This is a genomic window from Mycobacterium sp. P2_H7 (assembly GCF_056403275.1).
Map to the genome: position 1 here is coordinate 225420 of NZ_JBFUFU010000001.1, position 16124 is coordinate 241543.

The following is a 16124-nucleotide window of genomic DNA, read 5'->3' on the forward strand; positions in this document are numbered from 1 at the left end:
CGTGGTGAACCCCTCGACGACCCAGGCACGTGTCGTCGTCGACGAACTCGTTCGCGGCGGCGTCCGCGACGTGGTGCTGTGCCCCGGTTCACGCAACGCGCCTCTGGCCTTCGCCCTGCATGACGCGGACAAGTCGGGTCGGATCCGCCTGCACGTGCGCATCGACGAACGCACCGCCGGCTACCTGGCGATCGGGCTGGCGCTCGGCGGCCAGGCTCCGGTGTGCATCGCGATGACCTCGGGTACCGCGGTGGCCAACCTCGGGCCCGCGGTGGTCGAGGCCAACTACGCCCGGGTGCCGCTGATCGTGCTGAGCGCCAACCGGCCCTATGAACTGCTGGGCACCGGCGCCAACCAGACGATGGAGCAGCTGGGCTACTTCGGCACCCAGGTGCGCGAGAACATCAGCCTCGGGCTGGCCGAACACGACGATCTGGCGGCGCTGAACGCCCAATGGCGGTCGGCCACCTGCCGGGTGCTGGTCGCCGCCACCGGGTCACGCAGCGCCAACGCCGGACCGGTGCAGTTCGACATCCCGCTGCGCGAGCCGCTGGTCCCCGACCGTGACGACCACGACGAGACCCCGGCGGGCCGCCCCGACGGCAAGCCGTGGACGCACACCCCGCCGGTCACGTTCGACCAGCCGCTGGACATCGATCTGACCCCGGACACCGTCGTCATCGCCGGACACGGCGCGGGCCACCACCCCACGTTGGCCGCGCTGCCGACCGTCGCCGAGCCGACCGCCCCGGCGCCGGTCAATCCGTTGCATCCGCTGGCACTCCCGCTGCTGCGCCCGAAGCAGGTCATCATGTTGGGCCGGCCCACCCTGCACCGCCCCGTCTCGGCGCTGCTGGCCGACCCCGCGGTGCCGGTCTTCGCGCTGACCACCGGCCCGCGCTGGCCCGACGTGTCCGGCAACTCGCAGGCCACCGGCACCCGCGCGGTCACCCACGGGACACCCGACCAGGGCTGGCTCGACCGCTGCGCCGATCTTCACCGCCGCACCCTCGCGGCGGTGCACAGCCAACTGGCGCAGCACCCGCTGACAACCGGCCTGCACGTCGCCGCGGCGGTGGCCGCAGCGCTGCGCGACGGCGACCAGCTGGTGCTCGGCGCGTCCAACCCGGTGCGCGACGTAGCCCTGGTCGGCCTGGCCGCGCCCGGGGTGTCGGTGCGCTCCAATCGTGGGGTCGCGGGCATCGACGGCACGGTGTCCACGGCCATCGGTGCGGCACTCGCGCATGACCGTGCGGGAGGGCAGACGGTGGCGTTGATCGGCGACCTGACCTTCGTGCACGACAGCTCGGGTCTGCTGATCGGGCCCACCGAGCCCACCCCGAAGAACCTGACCATCGTGGTGTCCAACGACAACGGCGGCGGCATCTTCGAACTGCTGGAGCAGGGCGACCCACGCTTCTCCGATGTGTCCTCGCGGATCTTCGGCACACCGCACGATGTCGACGTGGGCGCGCTGTGCCGCGCCTACCACGTGGACAACGCGCAGGTCGATGTGTCGGATCTGGCGGGCGTCCTCGACGTGCCGTATGACGGGATGCGGGTGCTGGAGGTGAAGGCCGACCGGTCGTCGTTGCGTGCGCTGCACGCGTCGATCAGGGCGGCGCTCTAGTGGTTGCTGTCGTCGAACGCCTGAAAGCGTTCTGGCGCAGGGTGATTCCGCACGTGTTCGGTGACGGGCCGCAGACCCGGTCGCAGCGGATCGCGCGCCGGGTCCGGGTCGGCATCGTGGTCGCCGCCTGCCTGGTGACGTTCCAGTCCGTGCTGCTGGTCGTCGGCGCATGGGTGAACGACGGCCAGATCGAACGCGACATGGGGGTGGCGGCAGCCGAGGTGCTCGACGCGGGCCCGCGCCGCTCCACCATCGAGTTCGTGACCCCCGACCGCGTCACCTACCGCCCCGAGCTCGGGGTGCTCTACCCGTCCGAGCTCGAGGCCGGGATGCGCATCTATGTCGAGTACGACAAGTCCAATCCGGATCTGGTGCGCGTGCAGCACCGCAACGCCTCGCTGTCGATCGTGCCGGCGGGCTCCATCGCGGTGCTCGGCTGGCTGATCGCGGGCGCGGCGCTGGTGGTGGTGGAAATGGTGGAACGGCGTCTCACGCCGTCTCGACCAGTTTCTTGAGCCAGTCGTTGTCGTAGATGTCGACCTTGCGGTCCTTGTTCAGGTCGTAGATGGTCGGCGTGCCGGTCACGGTTGGGTCGATGTCGTAGAGGAACCCGAAGTTCATGTCCTCCATGCCCGCGACGTCCACGGACGACTCGCCGTCGGCGATGAGTTGCGCCTGCGCGTCGGGCACTCCGGAAGTGCGGGCCATGTCGGCCATTTCGTCGTCGGTGGGTCCCTTACCGCCGGGATCCTGGTTGGCCCACAGTTCCTCGACGAAGGACTGGAAGGCGGTTGCCGGGGTCTGCTTGGCCTGGGCCGAGACGAACAACGCGTTGGCGACGCGCTCGGAATGATGATTGCCGCCCTCGTCGAGGAAGGTCATCGGCCGGTAGGTGACCTGCAGGGCGCCGATCCCGATGTAGTAGCGGATGGCATCGCCGAAATCATGCTGCAGATCCGCGCAGTGGGTGCACTGCGGTTCGGTGTAGATCTCGATGCGGGCGGGTGCGTCGGGGAATCCCGCCACGATGCCGAAACCGTCCTTGCTCACCTCGGTCATCGGTTTCACCGGATCGGGCTGAGCGTTGCCGGTAACCTGGCGAGCGCACCCGACCCCGCTCAGCAGCGTTAACGCGGCCAGCACCACCAACCATCGACGCACAGGGGCAACCGTACCGCTGTCGTGGTGTTCGCACGCCATATGCCCTCACGCAACCGCGTTGTCAACAACCGCTGCGACAGTGAGGGCGTGCGCGTTGCAATCGTTGCCGAATCGTTCCTCCCGAACGTCAACGGCGTCACCAACTCGGTGCTTCGGGTGATCGAGCATCTCCGACGCACCGGTCACGAGGTCATCGTCATCGCCCCCGACACCCCGCGCGGCCAGCCGCCCGCGGACCGGGTGCACGACGGTGTCCGCGTTCACCGGGTGCCGTCCAAGATGTTCCCCAAGGTCACCTCGCTGCCGCTGGGCGTGCCGCGGCCGCGAATGGTGAACGTGCTGCGTGGTTTCAACCCCGACGTGGTGCACCTGGCCTCGCCCGCGCTGCTCGGGTGGGGTGGCGTGCACGCCGCCCGCCACCTCGGCGTGCCGACCGTGGCCGTGTTCCAGACCGACGTCGCCGGGTTCGCCGAGAGCTACGGGATGGGCATGCTGTCCCGGGTGTCGTGGGCGTGGACGCGCCGGCTGCACAGCAAGGCCGACCGCACCCTGGCGCCGTCCACCGCTGCCATGGAAGACCTTGAGGCACATCGCATTCCGCGGGTGCAGAAATGGGGCCGCGGCGTCGACATCACCGGTTTCGTGCCGTCGGCGCGCGACGAGGCGCTGCGCCGAAGGCTCTCGCCCGCGGGCAAGCCGATCGTCGGGTTCGTCGGCCGGCTGGCCCCGGAGAAGCACGTGGAGCGCCTGGCCGTGCTGGCAGGGCGCGACGATCTGCAGTTGGTCGTCGTCGGTGACGGAGTGGACCAGCCGAAGCTGAAGACGCTCATGCCGAATGCGGTGTTCACCGGTGCGCTCTACGGCGCCGAACTGGCCGCCGCCTACGCGAGCATGGACGTGTTCGTGCACCCCGGTGAACACGAAACCTTCTGTCAGGCCGTGCAAGAGGCGATGGCCTCCGGCCTGCCGGTGGTCGCGCCCAACGCCGGCGGCCCTCGCGATCTGGTCGCCCCGATGCACACCGGTCTGCTGCTCGGCGTCGATGAATTCGAGGACCGGCTGCCCGGCGCCGTCGACCACCTGATCTCCGAGCGGGCCCGCTACTCGGCGGCGGCCCGGCGTAGCGTGCTGGCCCGCACCTGGCCCGCCGTCTGCGACGAACTGCTGGGCCACTACGAGGCCGTCATCGGCCTGCACCGCCGTAAGGCCGCCTGACCTCAGGACCGGATGAACTCCAGCAGGTCCGCGTTGATCACGGCGGCCTGTGTGGTCGGCATCCCGTGCGGGAAGCCCGGATAGATCTTCAAGGTGGCGTTGGGCAGCAGCTTGGCCGACAGCACACCGGCGTCCTCGTAGGGCACGATCTGGTCGTCGTCGCCGTGCATCACCAAGGCCGGCAAGGTGATCTTCTTGAGGTCCTCGGTGAAATCGGTCTGCGAGAACGCCACGATGCCGTCGTAATGTGCTTTGGCGCCGCCCATCATGCCCTGGCGCCACCAGTTTTCGATGACAGCTTCCGACGGCTCGACACCGTCGCGGTTGAAGCCGTAGAACGGGCCCGACGGCAGCGCCCGGTAGAACTCGGAGCGGTTCGCGGCCAACTGCGCCTGCAGGTCGTCGAACACCGCCTTGGGCAGCCCGCCCGGATTGGCTTCGGTCTGCACCATCAGCGGCGGCACCGAACTGATCAGCACGGCCTTGGCGGCCCGGTCCTGACCGTGCCGGGCCAGGTAGCGCGCCACCTCGCCACCGCCGGTGGAATGACCGACGTGCACGGCGTCACGCAGGTCCAGATGGTTGACCACCGCGGCCAGGTCGTCGGCGTAGTGGTCCATGTCGTGGCCGTCGCCCACCTGCGCCGAGCGGCCGTGCCCGCGCCGGTCATGGGCGATGACGCGGTAGCCGTGCTGCAGGAAGAACAGCATCTGGGTATCCCAGTCGTCCGCGGACAGTGGCCAGCCATGACTGAACACGATGGGCTGCCCCGACCCCCAGTCCTTGTAGAAGATCTCGACGCCGTCGGCGGTGGTGATGGTGGGCATGGGACAACCGTACGCGGATCGGTTGGTCAGCCCTGCGCTTCGACCGAAACCGGTTGCCACGCTTCCCATGTGGCCAGCCGGCTCTCGTAGTCGGCTTTGGCCAGCTGCAGCGGCAGCTCGCCGAAGAACACCCGCAGCGGAGGCTGCTCGGCGTCGACGATCTTGAGCACCGCCGCGGCTGATGCCTGCGGGTCGCCGGACTTGGCGGTCCGTTGGCTGCGGGCCCGGTCGGCCTCGGCGTGCGCGTCGGCGTAGTCGGGCAGCGGCGTCGCACGCTTGGCAGACGAGCCGGCCCAGTCGGTGGAGAACCCGCCCGGCTCGATCAGCGTGACGTGGATGCCGAACGACGCGACCTCCTGGGCCAGGGACTGCGAGAAGCCCTCGAGCGCCCACTTGGACGCGTGGTAGATACCGACGTTCTGGAACGCGGTGATGCCACCGATCGAGGACACCTGCAGGAAGTGTCCGCTGCGCTGCGCGCGCAGATACGGCAGCGCGGCCTGGGTGACCCACAGTGCGCCGAACACGTTCGTCTCGATCTGATCCCGGGCCTCGGCTTCGGAGAGCTCCTCGATGAACCCGAACTGGCCGTAGCCGGCGTTGTTCACGACGATGTCGAGCCGGCCGAAATGGTCATGGGCCCGTGCGACGGCCGCGAAGTCGGCGTCGCGATCGTTGACGTCCAGGCGCAGCGGCAGCAGCGCGTCGCCATACTTCTGCGCCAGGTCGTCCAGTGTGGTGGTGTCGCGTGCCGTGGCGGCCACCTTGTCGCCACGCTCCAGCGCCGCGATGGCCCATTCCCGGCCGAAGCCCCGCGATGCCCCCGTGATGAACCACACCTTCTCCGCCATGTCCTGCCTCTTTCCTGTCGGCACCTGTGCGGTAGCAACAGCACCACGCCCTGGTCATTCCCGGAAGTACGAGACTCACAGGTAGTTTTAGTCCGGTGAGCCGCGCGACGTTGGAGAAAGACCCCCATGAGGTGGCGTCGATGTTCGACGCCGTGGCCCGGCGCTACGACATCACCAATACGGTGATGTCGCTGGGCCAGGACCGGTTCTGGCGCCGTCAGACGCGCGCCGCGCTGCAGATCGGCCCAGGGGACAAGGTGCTCGATCTGGCGGCCGGGACGGCGGTCTCGACGGTCGAACTCTCGGCCTCCGGAGCCTGGTGTGTGGCGGCCGACTTCTCGGTGGGCATGCTGCGTGCCGGCGCGACGCGGGCGGTGCCCAAGGTGGGAGCGGATGCGACCAAGCTGCCGTTCGCCGACGGGGTGTTCGACGCGGTGACCATTAGCTTCGGGCTCCGCAACGTGGTCGACCACGCCGAAGGCCTGCGCGAGATGGCCCGGGTGACCCGTCCGGGCGGGCGGCTGGTGGTGTGTGAGTTCTCCACACCGACCAACGGGCCGTTCGCGACCGTGTACAAGGAATACCTGATGAAGGCGTTGCCGGCCATGGCGTCGGCCGTGTCCAGCAATCCGGATGCCTATGTCTACCTTGCGGAGTCGATCCGCGCGTGGCCGGACCAGGCCGAGCTGGCCGCCCGGATCGCCGACGCGGGCTGGGGTTCGGTGCGCTGGCGCAACCTCACGGGTGGCATCGTGGCGCTGCATGCCGCAGTCAAGCCTTGAGTGTTCCCGTTCTGGCGGTCGCCGGGCACCTCGGCGCCGGTAAGACCACGCTGCTCAACCACCTGCTGCGCAACAGCTCCGGCACCCGAATAGGCGCGCTGGTCAACGATTTCGGGGCAGTCAACATCGATGCGATGCTGGTCGCCGGTCAGGTCGACGCGATGGCAGCGCTGTCCAACGGCTGCATCTGCTGCGTCACCGAGGACGGTGAGGTCGCCGAGATGCTCGGCAAGCTGGCCGCCGTCAAGCCGCGGCTGGACCTCATCGTGGTGGAGGCCAGCGGCGTCGCGGAGCCACCCGCGTTGGCGCGCACCATCATGGCGGTGGACGACAAGCGCTTTCACTACGCCGGCCTGGTCCTGGTGGTCGACGCCACGGCACCGGCCGAACTGGGCCACGGAGTGCGGGTGGCCGATCTGGTGGTGCTGAACAAGGCTTCTGCGGCAACAGATCTCGATGCGATCTGCGACGCCGTGCGCGCGCTGAACCCAGGAGTGCCTTTGGTGCCCACCGAATTCGCCCGGGTCGATCCGCAGCTGCTCATCGACCCGGCGCCGCGCCCGCTACGCGCGCAGATGTCGTTCGACGAGCTGGCGCACGACGATCACCACCACGCCCACCCGACGTACCAGAGCATCGAGTTCCGCGCCGACACGCCCCTGAACCCGCGCCCGTTCATGGCCCTGCTGCGTGACCGGCCCCAAGGCCTTTACCGGGCAAAGGGTTTCGTGGACTTCGGGCCGAAACACCGTTATCTGCTGCAACTGGTGGGCGGCTCGGTGCGGTTCGAGAAGCAGCGGCGCGCCGGCACCGAGTTGGTGTTCATCGGCACCGACGTGGACACCGCCGCCCTGCACGCGGCGCTGCAGGATTGCACCACCGAGCCCGCGGATGAGGCGGCCATCCTCGGAGTGCTCAAGTACGTGGTCTAGGTATGCTGACCGCTCACCCGAGTTCGAGGAGCAGTGTTGTTCAAGGTCAATGAGTATTTCGACGGTGATGTCGCCTCGATCGCGTTCGCGACGTCGGCGGGACCCGCGACCGTCGGCGTCATGGCTGTTGGCGAATACGAGTTCGGGACCTCGACGCTGGAGATCATGCACGTCGTCTCGGGGGCGCTGACGGTCAAGCTGCCCGGCCGTGACGACTGGGAAACCTTTACTGTCGGAACGCAGTTCACCGTGCCCGCGGACAGCAAATTCGGGGTGCGTACCGAGGTCGAGACGGCCTACCTGTGCGAGTACCGCTGACGCTCAGCGAAACGGCTTGCGCTGGTCGAGGCGGCGTGATGCCCGGCCTGCCGTCCGCCACACCCGGGCGACCAGGTCTTCGTCCTCGTCGGTGACCAGATTGCCCATCATCCGCACCGCGACCTTCATCAGGAAGTCCGACCGCATCGCCACCGGCCCCGTCGTCGGCAGGAACCGCGGGTAGGTGAGCAGCAGCGCCAGCCGGCGGGCTGCCGAGAATCCGCGGGCGTAATGCTCGGTCAGCACCGCGGGCCACGCTTCGGTGAGATCGCCGGAGTCCAGGAGTTCGACGGCCAGCCGCCCGGTCTCCAACCCGTAGTCGATGCCCTCCCCGTTGAGTGGGTTGACGCAGGCCGCCGCGTCGCCGATCAACATCCAGTTCGGCCCGGCCACCCCGCTGACCGCGCCGCCCATCGGGAGCAGAGCCGACAGGCCGGCCCGGGGTTCGCCGGTGAAATCCCATTCCTCGCGGCGCAGCCCGGCGTAGTAGGACATCAGCCGCGGCAGCCGGACGTCGGCGGGCCGCTTCGCGGTGGCCAGCGCGCCCACCCCGATGTTCACCTCCCCGTTGCCGAGCGGGAAGATCCAGCCGTAGCCGGGCAAGATTTCGCCTTCGGGGGAACGTAATTCGAGGTGTGAGGTCAGCCACGGTTCGGCGGCGCGCGGGCTGGCGATGTACCCCCGGATCGCCACCGCGTACACGGTCTCCTGATGCCAGGTGCGGCCCAGGGCCCGGCCCAGCGTCGAGCGGGCACCGTCGGCGACGATCAGTGTGCCCACGCCGATCTCGGTGCCATCGTCGAGGGTCAGCGTCGACACCGCGCCTCGCGCATCATGTTTCACACCCACCGCTTTGGCCCCGAGGAGCATCTTCGCGCCGTCGTCGGCGGCGACCATCCGGATCCGGTCGTCGAGTTCGGTGCGCGGCACGGCGCTGCTGGTCGACGGGAACGACGGCCCCGGCCAGCGGATCTCGACGTCTGCGCCGAACCCGGACATCCGCAGACCGTGGTGCCGGATCCGCCCGTCCAACCACGTTCCCAGACCGAGGCGTTCCAGCTCGGCGACCGCGCGCGGGGTCAGCCCGTCACCGCACGCCTTGTCGCGGGGGAACTGCGCCGAGTCGATCACCAGCACGTCACGCCCGGCGCGAGCCGCCCACGCAGCAGCCGACGAACCGGCGGGTCCGGCCCCGACGACAACCACATCTGCTCGCCTCATAACGCCTCACAGTATGTTGGACGAATGAGGACACCGGCGAGTGTGGTGGCGGGGGTGGACTTCGGGGACCCGGAGTTTGCCGCACGGGTGCGCGAGGGGGTCGCGCGCGTCGAAGATCTGATGTCCACCGAGCTGGGCAAAGCCGATGAGCTGATGGCCGAGGCCGTGCAGCACCTGTTCCAGGCCGGTGGCAAGCGCTTCCGGCCGCTGTTCACCGTGCTGGCGGCGTCGCTGGGGCCGCAGCCCGATCACCCCGACGTCGCCATCGCCGGCGCGGTGATCGAGCTGGTGCACCTGGCGACGCTGTATCACGACGACGTCATGGACGAGGCCCAGGTGCGCCGCGGGGCCGACAGCGCCAACGCCCGCTGGGGCAACAACATCGCCATCCTGGCCGGTGACTACTTGTTCGCGACCGCTTCGCGGTTGGTGTCCCGGCTGGGCCCGGAGGCGGTGCGGGTGATCGCCGACACCTTCGCCCAACTGGTCACCGGGCAGATGCGCGAGACCCGCGGCGCGGTGACCGGTGCCGACGAGGTGGAGCACTACCTGAAGGTGGTCTACGAGAAGACGGCCTGCCTGATCGTGGCGTCCGGCCGGTTCGGTGCCACGTTCTCCGGCGCCGACGAGGAGCAGATCGAGCGGCTGGCCCGGCTGGGCGGCATCGTCGGCACCGCCTTCCAGATCTCCGACGACATCATCGACATCGACAGCGACCCCGACGAGTCGGGCAAGCTGCCGGGCACCGACCTGCGCGAGGGGGTGCACACCCTGCCGGTGCTGTACGCCCTGCGTGAACAGGGTGCCGACGCCGACCGGCTTCGGGAGCTGTTGGCCGGTCCGGTCGAGGACGACGACAAGGTCGCGGAGGCGCTGGATTTGTTGCGCCGGTCCCCGGGTATGACACGGGCCAAGGAGGCGGTGGCCGATTACGCCCGCCAGGCCCGTGCCGAGTTGGATCTGTTGCCCGACTGCCCCGGGCGGGCCGCACTGGCAACGCTGGCGGACTACACCGCCAACCGGCACGGCTAGGTGCAGGAACCTGCGGGGGTGGCTCGGCGTTACATGAGCGGGGACTTTCGTAGGAAGGGAAGCAGATGACCTGGCATCCACATGCCAATCGGTTGAAGACGTTCATGCTGTTGGTCGGCATGTCCGCGCTGATCGTGTTCATCGGAGCGCTGTTCCGCAACCCGTCCATTCTGTGGCTGTCGGTGCTGTTCGCGGTGGGCATGAACGCCTATGTCTACTTCAACAGCGACAAGATGGCGCTGCGGGCCATGCACGCGCAGCCGGTCACCGAGATGCAGGCGCCGGCGATGTACCGCATCGTCCGCGAACTCGCGACCACTGCGCGCCAGCCCATGCCCCGGCTCTACATCAGTGACACCGACGCACCCAATGCGTTCGCCACCGGCCGCAATCCGCGCAACGCCGCGGTCTGTTGCACCACCGGCATCCTGCGCATCCTCGACGAGCGCGAACTGCGCGCCGTGCTGGGCCACGAGCTGTCGCATGTGTACAACCGCGACATCCTGATCTCGTGCGTCGCGGGTGCGCTGGCCTCGGTGATCACCGCACTTGCCAACATCGCGATGTTCGCGGGCATGTTCGGCGGGAACCGCGAGGGCGGCACCAATCCCTTTGCGATGCTGTTGGTTTCGCTGCTGGGTCCGATCGCCGCGACGGTGGTGAAGATGGCCGTGTCCCGGTCCCGTGAGTACCAGGCCGACCAGTCCGGCGCCGAATTGACCGGTGACCCGCTGGGCCTGGCGAGCGCGTTGCGCAAGATCTCCTACGGTGTGCAGGCCGCGCCGCTGCCGCCCGAGCCGCAGCTGGCCGACCAGGCGCATCTGATGATCGCCAACCCGTTCCGGGCGGGGGAGAAGATCGGCAAGCTGTTCTCCACCCATCCGCCGATGGAGGATCGCATCCGTCGCCTCGAGGACATGGCCGGCCGCCGCCTCTGAGCGACTTGTGCACGTTTCGTAACGCCAGGCGTTACGAAACGTGCACAAATCACAGTGGGGTCAGGCCGCGTCGACGAGGGTCTCGACGATGGTCGGGGTGACCCGCAGGACGTCGGCGCTGGCGATGTCGTAGAACAACCCGATCACCTCGATCTCCGGATGCGCCGTGAGCAACGGATGCTGGGCCAGGGTCTGCACCTGCACGGCGATGTTCACCATCGACAGCTGATCCGCTTCCCCGAACCCGGCCGCCGCCGCAGACCGTGCCACCGGGTGGTTTCCGCGCCGGAACGCCTCCAACGTCGGGTTGCCGTGCGCCAGCCATGATTTCAGGTGCTTGTCGTCCGGAGCTCCGTGCAGCAGCGCCTTCATCGCGCCGCAGCTGGAGTGCCCGCACACCACGATCGAGGACACGCCCAGCTGATCCACCGCGAAGGCGATGGCCGCTTCGACCGAGGCGTCCTGCTGGCCGGCGGGGATCATGTTTCCGACATTGCGGACGGTGAACAGATCGCCGGGGCCGCTGCTGGTGATCACGTTGGGCACCACCCGGGAGTCGGCGCAGGTGAGGAACAGCGTCTCGGGCTGCTGCACGTCCGCCAGCTCCTTGAGGTGCGGGCGCAGTGCCGGCGCGGTCCTGCGGTGGTAGTTCGCCAGGCCGTGCAGCATGGACGGCACGTGCTTCTGCTGCCACGAACTCCACGGCGCCACGCCGGACCGCTTGTCGAACGGGGTGAACCCACGCTCGGGCGGACCGTCCACGGCGCTGCCCATCTCGACGGCGCCGAGGTCGTGCAGATGCACCGTTCCGCCGGTCGTCTCGTGCTGGCGGCGCCATTCCTCGATGGCCTCATGTGCGGCGTGGTCCAGGAAGTCGACCGACAACTCGACCGTCACGTCGGCGCCGGCCGGCACCGTGGCCAGCGCGCTGGTGAGCCGCGGGAGTGAGAGGAAGGTGCAGGACCCCTCGATGTCGACCCGCCACTGGTTCTCCGCGACCTCCTCGGCCTGAATCTTGACGCGCACCACGCGCCACACCGTCAGCGCGACGGCCAGGGCGAGTCCGATGAGCACACCCTCCAGCAGGTTGAGGAACACGACGCACAGGACCGTGACGACGTAGACCGCGAGATCGCCGGTGAGACGCGCGGTTTGGATGTGCGCGACCTTGACCAGCTGAATACCGATGACGATGAGCAGACCGGCCAGCGCCGCCGACGGGATCAGCTGGGCCAGCCCGGCGAACGGCACCGCGAACACGAGGATCCAGACGCCGTGCAGGATGGCCRAGGCCCTGGTCTTCGCGCCCGCGGTGACGTTGGTGGAGCTGCGCACGATGACGCCCGTGACCGGGAGGCCGCCGACGGCGCCGGAGGCGATGTTCGCAGCGCCCTGCCCGATCAGCTCGCGGTCGAAGTCGGTGCGCGGCCCGGTGTGCATCCGGTCCACCGACACCGCCGACAGCAGGCTCTCCACGCTGGCGATCAGGGCGACGGTGAGCACGCCGGTGGCGAAGGCTCCCCAGTTGCCCTCGGGCAGGCCCGGCAGGGCGAACGCATCCAGCAGTGAGCCGTCGAGCTGGACGCGGGGCACGTCGAAGGCCGCCACGACGCTCAACGCGGTGACGCCGACGATGGCGACCAGCGGTCCTGGCACCTTGCGCAGCCGGGCCGGCACCCAGCGCCAACCCACCAAGATGGCGATGACCAGTGCGCCGAGGAACAGGCCGGGCCCGTGCGCGGCGACCAGCTGGCCGGGCAGTTCGGTGACGTTGGCCCACGCCGAGCTGTGCGAGCTGCCGCCGAGCAGGACGTGCACCTGCTGCAGGGCGATGGTGATGCCGATGCCGGCGAGCATCGCGTGCACAACCACCGGTGAGATGGCCAGGGCAGCCCTGGCGATCCGGCTGAGCCCGAACAGCACCTGCAGGATGCCGGCGCACACGGTGATGGCGCAGGTGACCTTCCAGCCGAACTCGGCCACCAGGCCTGCCACGATGACGGTCAGGCCGGCGGCCGGTCCGCTCACCTGCAGCGGTGAGCCGCCGATCGCGCCGGCGATGATGCCGCCGACGGCGGCCGCGATGAGGCCGGCCAGCACGGGTGCCCCGGAGGCGACGGCGATGCCGAGGGACAGGGGCAGCGCGACCAGGAACACCACCAGCGAAGCCGGTAAGTCGTACCGCAGAATTGTTTGCCGCATGTGAAAACTCCCATCACGGGATTGAGGGTGCAAACGACGTCATTGTCGTCGTTGGAATCGAAATACTGTGCAGTGCAGGCAGTTACGAGATTCTGCGGGGCAATTGCTATGAGCCAGCGTATTTATCGGTTCGACGGACGGTCAAGGAAGATCCGGTCTTGCATACCGAACCCAAATGTTCTGCTGTGTGCTGTCTTTCATTGTGCTGTGAAAAGTGATGTACCGCAGATTGTTTCGTTACGCGTCACTTGACAACAGGAAAGGTGACCTGGGTCATATCGTTGTACCGTCTAAGAACTCGCTATGAACTTCGTGACAGTACGCTGCGAAATCCGCAGAATGGTTGTATGGCCACGATGTCGCTACCTCCTCGGACCCACCAACCTCGCCAGGCGATTCTCGGTCAACTGCCCAAGATCCACCGCGCCGACGGATCGCCCATCCGGGTGTTGCTGGTGGACGACGAGCCTGCCCTGACCAACCTGGTCAAGATGGCTTTGCACTACGAGGGCTGGGTGGTCGACGTCGCCCACAGCGGTCACGACGGCGTCGCCAAATTCGACGAGACCGAGCCCGACGTGGTGGTGCTCGACATCATGCTGCCCGACATCGACGGCATGCAGATACTGGCGCGGGTCCGGGAAGCGCAGGGGTACACCCCGACCCTGTTCCTCACCGCCAGGGACTCCGTGCTGGACCGGGTGTCCGGGCTGACCGCCGGTGCCGATGACTACATGACCAAGCCGTTCAGCCTCGAGGAGCTGGTGGCCCGCCTGCGCGGGCTGCTGCGCCGGTCCAGCCACACCACGCCGCCCGCCGACGAGGTGCTGACCGTCGGCGATCTCACCCTCGACGGCGCCAGCCGCGACGTCACCCGGGCGGGCGCGCCGCTCGCGCTGACCGGCACGGAGTTCGAACTGCTGCGGTACCTGATGCGCAATCCGGGCCGGGCGATCAGCCGGGCCGAGATCCTGGACCGGGTGTGGAACTACGGGTTCGGCGGCAAATCCAGCATCGTTGATCTGTACATCTCGTATCTGCGCAAGAAGGTCGATGCCGACCAGGCGCCGATGATCCAGACCGTGCGCGGCGTGGGCTACATGCTGCGACCGTCCAACGAGCCGGCGTGATCTGGTGGCCGCGGTCGCTGCGCCGGCAGTTGGTGCTCGGCGTGACAGCGATCGTGACCGTCGTGCTGCTCGCGGTCGGCGTGCTGTCGGTGTACAGCCTGCGCACCTACGTCGGCACCATGGGCGACACCGAACTGTCCCGGTCGTTGGCGGCGTTCAGCCATTCCTTCCACAAATTCCAGCTCAAGCAGGATGACGCCGAGCATGTGATCGACGGCGACGAGCTGTCGGCGTTCGTGGGACAGGCCCCCGGCAACCTCATTGCGGTACTGCACGACGGGGAGGTGGTGCAGTCGGCGGTGTTCTCCGACGGGGAACCACGCGCGGCGCCGCGTGCCGTCGTGGACGCGCTCGACGGGCTGGACTGGTCGGCGGCCGGCCCCCGGACGGTGAAGCTGCCGGAGCTGGGGGCGTATCGCTTGGCCAGCGAAATGTCCACGGACGGTGACGTTTTGCTGTGCGGGGTGTCGCTGGACAGCGCGAACCACGTGATCGCCCGCAAGACGATGACCCTCGCCGCGATCATCGTCGTCGCATTGGTGGTGACGGCGCTGGGCACGGTCATCGTGGTGCGGTATGCGCTGCGGCCGCTGCGCCGGGTCGCGTCCACTGCGGCCAAGGTGGCCACCCTGCGCCTGGATGCCGACGATCCGCGCATCCACGCCCGCGTGCAGGAGCGCTACACCGACCCGGACAGCGAGGTCGGTGTGGTGGGGGAGGCGCTGAACCAGCTGCTGGCGAACGTGGACAGCGCGCTGGCCGAACTGGCCGCTTCCGATCGGCGGACCCGGCAGTTCCTGATGGACGCCAGCCATGAGCTGCGCACGCCGCTGGCCGCGATTCAGGGATATGCGGAGCTGACCCGCCAGGACAGCGCCGACCTGCCGCCGACCACGGAGTACGCCCTGGCCCGCATCGAGGCCGAGGCCCGGCGGATGACCGGGCTGGTGGGCGATCTGCTGCTGCTGACCCGGCTCGGCGAAGGCCAGGACCTGGAAACCGACGACGTCGATCTGGCCGATCTGGTGGTCGACGCGGTCAATGACATCGCGGTGTCGGCACCCGAACATCACTGGGTGTCGCGGCTGCCCGAGGAACAGGTCTGGGTGCGCGGCGACCGCGCGCGGCTGCACCAGGTGCTCGGCAATCTGCTGACGAACGCCCGGATGCACACGCCGCCCGGCGTGACCGTGGCGATCGGGCTGGACACCGACGGTGATAAGGCTCTCCTGACGGTCACCGACGACGGTCCGGGAATTGATGCGGAATTGGTGCCGAACCTGTTCGGGAGATTTGTCCGGGCCGACAAGTCCCGGTCTCGGGATTTGGGCAGCACCGGTTTGGGGCTGGCCATTGTTGCGTCCATCGTCGAGGCGCACAAGGGCTCGGTGACCGTCCAGTCCTCTTCTGAAAGAACGACTTTCACGGTCGTCTTGCCGCTGGTGCACGCTGCGCAATTGGTATGAATTTGCCCTGAATTGCCATTGTTTGCATTTGATATGCATTGGTGGTTTTCGCGCCGAAAGCCAATATCCTGGAAGGGTATTCAGAAATACCCGAAAGGTGAATCGCATGTTCAGATCGCTCGCACTCATCCCCGTCGGACTGGCCGCCGCCGGACTGGCCCTGGCCGCTCCGGCCGGCGCCGCGCCGACCGGCCCGTCGACCGCGCAGCAGACCATCAACCAGTTGGAGTCCGAGGGCTACAAGGTCATCACCACCAAGGTGGGGGCCGGCACGCTCGATCAGTGCAGCGTCAGCGGGGTGCGTCCCGGCCGGGATATCACCGAACTGAAGGCGTTCCCGCGCGGCAATACGCAGGAGGTCGTGCGGTACACGACTGTTTACGTCGATCTGGCCTGCGCGAGGTGACCAGGTTAGGGTG

Annotated in this window: 16 protein-coding genes; 11 read left to right on the plus strand and 5 right to left on the minus strand. The window is 68.2% G+C overall.

The annotated features are described in order from the left end of the window. Positions 1-4: 4 nt before the first annotated feature. Positions 5-1630: a 2-succinyl-5-enolpyruvyl-6-hydroxy-3-cyclohexene-1-carboxylic-acid synthase gene (menD, locus tag AC1DY7_RS01130; RefSeq protein WP_477491803.1), complete on the plus strand. Its 1626-nt coding sequence runs from the start codon at positions 5-7 to the stop codon at positions 1628-1630. Then, positions 1630-2145 (plus strand): DUF3592 domain-containing protein, encoded by a 516-nt coding sequence (locus AC1DY7_RS01135; protein WP_477491804.1) that lies wholly within the window; start codon positions 1630-1632, stop codon positions 2143-2145. The genes menD and AC1DY7_RS01135 overlap by 1 nt, the downstream gene beginning before the upstream one ends. On the opposite strand, the gene AC1DY7_RS01140 is transcribed toward AC1DY7_RS01135, so the two are convergent. Further along, positions 2120-2791, minus strand: coding sequence for a DsbA family protein (locus AC1DY7_RS01140; RefSeq protein ID WP_477491805.1), 672 nt, complete (start codon positions 2789-2791; stop codon positions 2120-2122). The two genes, AC1DY7_RS01135 and AC1DY7_RS01140, sit on opposite strands and share 26 nt — an antisense overlap. 87 nt (positions 2792-2878) lie before the next feature. On the opposite strand from AC1DY7_RS01140, the gene AC1DY7_RS01145 reads away from it, so the two are divergent. Next, positions 2879-4006 carry a glycosyltransferase family 4 protein gene (locus AC1DY7_RS01145; protein ID WP_477491806.1) on the plus strand — a complete coding sequence of 376 codons (1128 nt, stop codon included), beginning with the start codon at positions 2879-2881 and terminating at the stop codon, positions 4004-4006. 2 nt (positions 4007-4008) lie between these two features. Here AC1DY7_RS01145 and AC1DY7_RS01150 read toward each other — a convergent pair whose 3' ends face one another. Both AC1DY7_RS01150 and AC1DY7_RS01155 read right to left on the minus strand, forming a co-directional pair. After that, the gene (locus AC1DY7_RS01150; RefSeq protein WP_477491807.1) at positions 4009-4833 is read right to left on the minus strand and encodes an alpha/beta fold hydrolase; all 825 of its coding nucleotides are present in this window, start codon (positions 4831-4833) and stop codon (positions 4009-4011) included. 26 nt (positions 4834-4859) lie between these two features. Beyond that, the gene (locus AC1DY7_RS01155; RefSeq protein ID WP_477491808.1) at positions 4860-5684 is read right to left on the minus strand and encodes an SDR family oxidoreductase; all 825 of its coding nucleotides are present in this window, start codon (positions 5682-5684) and stop codon (positions 4860-4862) included. Positions 5685-5779: 95 nt separating this feature from the next. Here AC1DY7_RS01155 and AC1DY7_RS01160 point away from each other — a divergent pair, with 95 nt between their 5' ends. The 3 genes from AC1DY7_RS01160 to ppnP are packed head-to-tail and all read left to right on the plus strand — an operon-like array spanning position 5780 to position 7716. Then, complete coding sequence (locus AC1DY7_RS01160) at positions 5780-6466, plus strand: demethylmenaquinone methyltransferase (protein WP_477491809.1); 687 nt, start codon at positions 5780-5782, stop codon at positions 6464-6466. Beyond that, positions 6463-7398: a CobW family GTP-binding protein gene (locus AC1DY7_RS01165; protein WP_477491810.1), complete on the plus strand. Its 936-nt coding sequence runs from the start codon at positions 6463-6465 to the stop codon at positions 7396-7398. Before AC1DY7_RS01160 ends, AC1DY7_RS01165 begins: the two co-directional genes overlap by 4 nt. A 33-nt stretch (positions 7399-7431) precedes the next feature. Continuing rightward, entirely contained in the window at positions 7432-7716 is a 285-nt protein-coding gene (gene ppnP, locus AC1DY7_RS01170) for a pyrimidine/purine nucleoside phosphorylase (protein ID WP_477491811.1), read from the plus strand. A gap of 3 nt (positions 7717-7719) precedes the next feature. On the opposite strand, the gene menJ is transcribed toward ppnP, so the two are convergent. Beyond that, the gene (gene menJ, locus AC1DY7_RS01175; RefSeq protein WP_477491812.1) at positions 7720-8937 is read right to left on the minus strand and encodes a menaquinone reductase; all 1218 of its coding nucleotides are present in this window, start codon (positions 8935-8937) and stop codon (positions 7720-7722) included. 24 nt (positions 8938-8961) lie between these two features. Between menJ and grcC1 the strand changes: the two genes are divergently transcribed. Continuing rightward, a complete protein-coding gene (grcC1, locus tag AC1DY7_RS01180) occupies positions 8962-9969 on the plus strand; it encodes a nonaprenyl/(2E,6E)-farnesyl/geranylgeranyl diphosphat synthase (RefSeq protein WP_477491813.1) in 1008 nt (335 codons plus the stop codon). A 65-nt stretch (positions 9970-10034) separates the two neighbouring features. Further along, entirely contained in the window at positions 10035-10907 is an 873-nt protein-coding gene (htpX, locus tag AC1DY7_RS01185; RefSeq protein ID WP_477491814.1) for a zinc metalloprotease HtpX, read from the plus strand. A 60-nt stretch (positions 10908-10967) separates the two neighbouring features. Here htpX and AC1DY7_RS01190 read toward each other — a convergent pair whose 3' ends face one another. Then, positions 10968-13109, minus strand: a complete 2142-nt coding sequence (locus AC1DY7_RS01190; RefSeq protein WP_477491815.1) for a SulP family inorganic anion transporter — start codon at positions 13107-13109, stop codon at positions 10968-10970. Positions 13110-13456: 347 nt separating this feature from the next. Here AC1DY7_RS01190 and AC1DY7_RS01195 point away from each other — a divergent pair, with 347 nt between their 5' ends. The 3 genes from AC1DY7_RS01195 (at position 13457) to AC1DY7_RS01205 (ending at position 16111) form a co-directional block, all read left to right on the plus strand. After that, positions 13457-14239, plus strand: a complete 783-nt coding sequence (locus tag AC1DY7_RS01195) for a response regulator transcription factor (protein WP_477491816.1) — start codon at positions 13457-13459, stop codon at positions 14237-14239. Further along, on the plus strand, positions 14236-15705 hold the full coding sequence (locus AC1DY7_RS01200; protein WP_477491817.1) for a sensor histidine kinase: 1470 nt from the start codon (positions 14236-14238) through the stop codon (positions 15703-15705). The genes AC1DY7_RS01195 and AC1DY7_RS01200 overlap by 4 nt, the downstream gene beginning before the upstream one ends. 106 nt (positions 15706-15811) lie before the next feature. Continuing rightward, the gene (locus AC1DY7_RS01205) at positions 15812-16111 is read left to right on the plus strand and encodes a hypothetical protein (RefSeq protein ID WP_477491818.1); all 300 of its coding nucleotides are present in this window, start codon (positions 15812-15814) and stop codon (positions 16109-16111) included. The last annotated feature ends 13 nt before the right edge of the window (positions 16112-16124 follow it).